Source organism: Chryseobacterium endophyticum (assembly GCF_056333165.1).
In genome coordinates this window covers 1-5121 of record NZ_JBWGXE010000019.1, presented here as the reverse complement: position 1 = coordinate 5121, position 5121 = coordinate 1, and the positions used below count along the sequence as shown (strand labels likewise).

The 5121-nt window shown below is 38.2% G+C and carries 8 protein-coding genes; 7 read left to right on the top strand and 1 reads right to left on the bottom strand.

Annotation, left to right across the window (positions count from 1 at the left end; translation table 11 throughout):
* From AC0N32_RS19650 to AC0N32_RS19620, 7 genes are all read left to right on the top strand, one after another.
* A partial coding sequence (locus AC0N32_RS19650; protein ID WP_476395530.1) for a TraJ family protein occupies window positions 1-210 on the top strand: 210 nt, incomplete at its 5' end.
* A gap of 12 nt (window positions 211-222) precedes the next feature.
* Window positions 223-846 (top strand): conjugative transposon protein TraK, encoded by a 624-nt coding sequence (gene traK / locus AC0N32_RS19645; protein ID WP_476395529.1) that lies wholly within the window; start codon window positions 223-225, stop codon window positions 844-846.
* A gap of 10 nt (window positions 847-856) precedes the next feature.
* Window positions 857-1123, top strand: coding sequence for a hypothetical protein (locus AC0N32_RS19640; RefSeq protein ID WP_476395528.1), 267 nt, complete (start codon window positions 857-859; stop codon window positions 1121-1123).
* Between the two features lie 6 nt (window positions 1124-1129).
* Window positions 1130-2422, top strand: a complete 1293-nt coding sequence (traM, locus tag AC0N32_RS19635; RefSeq protein WP_476395527.1) for a conjugative transposon protein TraM — start codon at window positions 1130-1132, stop codon at window positions 2420-2422.
* Between the two features lie 17 nt (window positions 2423-2439).
* Window positions 2440-3342 carry a conjugative transposon protein TraN gene (traN, locus tag AC0N32_RS19630; protein WP_476395526.1) on the top strand — a complete coding sequence of 301 codons (903 nt, stop codon included), beginning with the start codon at window positions 2440-2442 and terminating at the stop codon, window positions 3340-3342.
* A 1-nt stretch (window position 3343) separates the two neighbouring features.
* Window positions 3344-3901: a conjugal transfer protein TraO gene (locus tag AC0N32_RS19625; RefSeq protein ID WP_476395525.1), complete on the top strand. Its 558-nt coding sequence runs from the start codon at window positions 3344-3346 to the stop codon at window positions 3899-3901.
* 10 nt (window positions 3902-3911) lie between these two features.
* Window positions 3912-4349 carry a TraQ conjugal transfer family protein gene (locus AC0N32_RS19620; RefSeq protein ID WP_476395524.1) on the top strand — a complete coding sequence of 146 codons (438 nt, stop codon included), beginning with the start codon at window positions 3912-3914 and terminating at the stop codon, window positions 4347-4349.
* Window positions 4350-4531: 182 nt separating this feature from the next.
* Here AC0N32_RS19620 and AC0N32_RS19615 read toward each other — a convergent pair whose 3' ends face one another.
* Window positions 4532-4975, bottom strand: a complete 444-nt coding sequence (locus tag AC0N32_RS19615; RefSeq protein ID WP_476395523.1) for a JAB domain-containing protein — start codon at window positions 4973-4975, stop codon at window positions 4532-4534.
* Window positions 4976-5121: the final 146 nt, after the last annotated feature.

Genomic DNA, 5121 nt, shown 5'->3' with positions numbered 1-5121 from the left:
GATACTTCTAACACGGTTTACATCATCTATATGATCATCGGGATCATCGGATACTTTACAGTTCCGACGGTTACCGGATGGGCCATTCAGGCAGGAGGTGCCGGCAACTTTATGCGCAACGTCAACCAGACCGCCACAAAATCAGGAAATATTGCGGGAGCAGCAGCAGGCTCAACAACAGGCAATATCTTAGGCAGATTATTAAAATAAAAATATGATCCTATGGAATTTAAAACTTTAAGAAATATTGAGAGCAGCTTCAAGCAGATCCGACTGTTTACGTTTGTTTTTGCGGTGTTGTGTTTTGGAGTCGTAGGGGTCGTGGTATTCAAACCCTATCAGTTCGCTGAAGAACAGCGCCAGAAAATCTATGTTTTAGACAATGGTAAATCTTTAATGGTGGCGCTTTCGCAGGATATGTCCATTAACAAACCTGTAGAAGCAAGAGAGCATGTGAGACGATTTCACGAATTGTTTTTCACTATAGCACCTGATAAAAATGCTATTGAAAGCAATATCAAAAGAGCTTTCAATCTGGCAGACCAGTCTGCATTTAATTACTACAAAGATCTGCAGGAGAAAGGCTATTACAACCGGATCATCTCAGGGAACATCCAGCAGAGGATAGAGGTTGACAGTGTCGTTGCCAACTTCGACAGCTATCCATATAACGTCAAAACGTACGCAAGACAGTTCATTATCCGATCCAGCAATCTGACGATACGGAGTCTGATCACAGACTGTTCACTGGTCAATTCAGTAAGGTCTGACAGCAATCCGCAGGGATTTACCATTGAAAAATTCAATGTCATTGAAAATAGAGATGTTGAAACCGTTGAACGCTAAATCGAATGGAATGAAAAAACTAAGAGATAAACTTGAACGCACGGTATTAAAGGCAGAAAGTCAATGGAAAGCTCTTTCTGTAGAAAAACAAAGATTGATGACCAAAGTTTTCTTTGGTAGCTATTGTTTACTAACGTTCATCGTCCTGATTCATGTTATTGTTTCAACGGGTCAAAAGAGCAATACCCTATCTATCGATCACATTGACGGCATTTCTACGAAGTCGGTAGAAGAATCTTCTCAGCAGAACGATCTTATAAAATCACCCGTAAAATAATAGCATATGAAAGATTCGGAGAAAATTAAATTGACTGAGAATGATTTCCCTCAAAACTCTACCGGAGTGAATGAAGATCCAAAAGCTCGATGGGAAAAACTGAAAAGGCCTGTTATCTATTTTTTGATGGCTGCTGTGTGCGCATCTTGTTTTTACCTCATCTTTAAGCCAAAAGCTAATAATGCCCTGGTTGAAGAGGCTGGTTTTAATGCGGCTATCCCACAGGCAAAGGACGGTCAGTTAGAGTCAGATAAGCAAAAGGCTTATGAGCAGCAATTGCTGGAGCAAAAAAATGAAGAAAAAAGAACTGCCCTAACCACATTATCGGACTATTGGAATGACCAAAGCGGTTTAAATTCTAAAACAAATGCATCAAGCCCAAGTCTTGGGATTGGTGGACTTCAACAGTCCGATCAGAATGCGGTGAACAGCTATCGTACTGCACAGCAGACCTTGAGTTCATTTTATGGTCGGGATGATCAGGAAGTCAATAATCTGAGGAAAGAAATTTCAATATTAAAAAATGAAGCGATGCAGAATAATATAGCAGGCCCTGGAATGAACGACCAGCTGGAGCTGATGGAAAAATCCTATCAGATGGCTGCCAAATACCTTCCAACGACTACAAAACAGGAAGAACCAACAACAAAAGAAGAGGATGAAAAGCCAACTGAAAAGAAGATTAAGCTCACACCGGCAAAACCATCCTATTCGACTATTGTTTCTTCATTGTCCAGAGAGCCATCGGATAGTGCTTTTCTTGCAGGCTTAAACCGGAATCGATTTTATGGAACTCAAAATGATTCCAGGAATTCAGCACCGTCCAAAAATGCGATAAGGGCGGTGGTCAACGAGACCAAAACTTTGGTTAATGAAAGTACACTGTCCATAAGACTTTTTGAAGCGATGCATTTAGGGCATACTGAAATTCCGGCTGGAAGTTTAGTAATTGCTATCTGTAAATTTCAGGGTGGAAGACTTCAGCTAAAAATATCTTCCATTCAATACAAGGCAAATGTCTATCCTGTAGAAATCAACGTCCACGACAATGATGGTCAGCCAGGTTTAAATATTCCTTATTCACCGGAGCAAAATGCGGTCAGTGATATGGTTGCCAATATGAGCCAGACTTCGGGTACCAATATTATGATGACCCGATCAGCAGGACAACAGATCGCCGCTGATCTCAGCAGGGGAGTCGTGCAGGGTTTGTCAGGCTATTTCCAAAAGAAGGTCAGACAATTGAAAGTTACTGTAAAAGCAGGCCATCAGGTCTTGCTTATACCCAAAAATAATTAGTCAAAAAAAAATTAAAAATGAATACACAAAAGAACCATTATTTAATCATCACGTTATTTCTGCTGTTTTTCAGCAAAGCATTTGGCCAGGATTCGGTAATGAACTATGTTTCTCTCGAAGAGGCCAAATTGGAACCTTATAGAATGCAGGTGACTTACAGTAAAACAAGCCATGTTATTTTTCCATCACCCATTCGCTATGTTGATTTGGGAAGTGAATTGTTAGTAGCCAATAAGGCTGAGCCTATTGGAAATGTTCTTAGAGTCAAATCTGCAGTGAGGGATTTTGAAGAAGAAACCAATTTTTCAGTCATCACAGAGGATGGAAAATTTTACAGCTTCGATGTCTTTTACAGTTCTTATCCGGATGTCCTCAGTTATGACCTGGTAAAGATGCAGCGAACAATTGAAAGGCAATATTCTACGGATGTACTTTTTGAAGATTTGAAGGGAAGCTCTTCGTCTCTGACGGGGTTGATTATGGAAAATCTCTACAGAAAGAGTCGAAAAACGGTTAAGCATATCGCAGCGAAAAGTTTTGGGATCCAGTTTTCCGTTAGAGCTTTACATGTGAACGATAATAAATTCTACTTCACCTTACAGGTTGATAACAGCACCAATGTCTTATATGATATTGAATTGATCAACTTTAAAATTGTTGATAAGAAAAATTTAAAAAGAACGGTTGTTCAGGATAAATTGCTTGAACCGATCAGGGTCTATTCTACAATGATGAGTGCAATTCATAACTCCAGTGTAACAGTTGTCTATTTATTGGAGCAATTTACCTTGTTAAAGGATCAGGTCTTAGAAATTGAGATTTTGGAAAGAAATGGTGGAAGACATCAAAAAGTTCAGTTGGAGAATACGGAGCTGATTAATGCCAAGCTGATCCATAGTTTAAATTTTAAAACTAACTAAGATGAGCAGATTAATGGTAGTGCTCTTCATTTTAATAATGAGTGTACAATCCTTTGCACAGCAGATGATTCCAAAGCAAAAAGGATTTGAAATATTCTATTCCGTACTTCCTCATTCTCCACAAAAGCAGAATTATGTTTTTGCAGCGGGACTTGTTTCTTATGCAAAGAACGGGAACTACTGGGCTGGATTGGCTGAATACAGCAGAAAATATTATGAATATATGGATTATCATATTCCCATCGATACCTTTTTATTTTATGGTGGTTACAGTTTTTATTTATGTGGTGACTCGATGCGAAATGTTAATTTAAATTTCGCACTCAGCGGCCTTGTCGGTTATGAGCAAGTTAACAAAGGGAAAATGGTTCTTTATGATGGTTCATTACTGAACAGTACAGACAGCTTCATTTATGGAGCAGGAGGAAACCTCTCCTTAGAAAGCTATTTGACGGAGCACGTTGTTTTTATCGTCAATGGACAGTTGCGGATTTTGCAGAACAGCCAGCTTGGAACTTTACATTCACTGATTGGCGTGGGACTGCGCTGTAATTTTTAAAATATATAAAATGAAAAATGTAACCAATAATAAAATTTCAAATTTTTGGAAGTATTCAGGTATCATAGTTTTAATCAGTATTATTTTTGTTTCTTGTCAGGATAATGATTTGGAAATAAAGCAAAACTTTCCCTTCGAGGTCAAAGTAATGCCGGTTCCAAGACAGATGAAGGAAAATGAAACTGTAGAAATAAGAATGTCTTTGGAAACAGCCTCTAACTTTAGCGAGACAAAATACACTATCCGATATTTTCAATACGAAGGAACCGGCAAACTGCAACATTACAGTGATGCACCGTACCTCCCAAATGATATATATGTATTACCCCAGAAACAGTTCAGGCTGTACTACACCCCTAAATCATTAGAATCCCATAAATTCAGTATCTGGATAAATGATAGTTTCGGCAATGAAAGGAAAGTAGATTTTGAATTTGATATCAAGTAATTTAAAATTGATCAACTGGTTTGAGAGGGTAGGGAAAAATAAGGCAATTCAAAAGAGTTGATTTCTACTTGACCAGCGAAAAGACGTTTCCGACCACCGGAAGGAATTGTCTTTTCGCCCGAATTTGAAAATACACGACAATATTTGAATTGTCGTGTATTTTTTTTATAATATGAATTCATTTACAAAAGACCATCGTCGGCAAATGAAAAATGATCGGTTGATGTAAGGATGACATGATCCAGTAATTTAAAGTTTAAAAATTCTGATGCGTTTTTAATGCTTTGCGTAATTTTCAGATCTTCGGCAGAAGGTTTCAAATTTCCGGAAGGATGATTATGTGCCAATATTAAAGCTGAAGCGTTACAAAGCAGTGCCGCCTGCATAATGATGCGAACATCGACAACTGTTGAAGAAATTCCCGATTCAGAAATTTTTCTGATCCCTAAAACTTTGTGAGCCTGATTTAAATATAAGGCAAAAAATGATTCTCGGTAATCTATTTCATCACGGTCAAAGTGCTTACGGAATACATCCACTGCGTCGCATGAACTACTAACTAATTTTTCAGAATTTCCTTTTCGGGAATAGCTTAATTTTATCTCGTTGACAATATTGAACTTCATAGGGGTTGCTCTTGTACGGCAGAGACTTAAATTTCCCGCACATAATTTTTAAGAAAGAGTTAATTCATTATCAGAGTTTCTGCGCCAGAAAGGGCAAAACTTTCACACAGATCAAAAGCCTTTTGAGATCTTAATTGTGCCGTTCC

What these genes read in the sequence shown, in the direction of transcription:
- traK (WP_476395529.1), top strand. Translation starts at nt 223, where the DNA reads ATGGAATTTAAAACTTTAAGAAATATTGAGAGCAGCTTCAAGCAGATC.
- AC0N32_RS19625 (WP_476395525.1), top strand. Translation starts at nt 3,344, where the DNA reads ATGAGCAGATTAATGGTAGTGCTCTTCATTTTAATAATGAGTGTACAA.
- traN (WP_476395526.1), top strand. Translation starts at nt 2,440, where the DNA reads ATGAATACACAAAAGAACCATTATTTAATCATCACGTTATTTCTGCTG.
- traM (WP_476395527.1), top strand. Translation starts at nt 1,130, where the DNA reads ATGAAAGATTCGGAGAAAATTAAATTGACTGAGAATGATTTCCCTCAA.
- AC0N32_RS19620 (WP_476395524.1), top strand. Translation starts at nt 3,912, where the DNA reads ATGAAAAATGTAACCAATAATAAAATTTCAAATTTTTGGAAGTATTCA.
- AC0N32_RS19615 (WP_476395523.1), bottom strand. Translation starts at nt 4,975, where the DNA reads ATGAAGTTCAATATTGTCAACGAGATAAAATTAAGCTATTCCCGAAAA.
- AC0N32_RS19640 (WP_476395528.1), top strand. Translation starts at nt 857, where the DNA reads ATGAAAAAACTAAGAGATAAACTTGAACGCACGGTATTAAAGGCAGAA.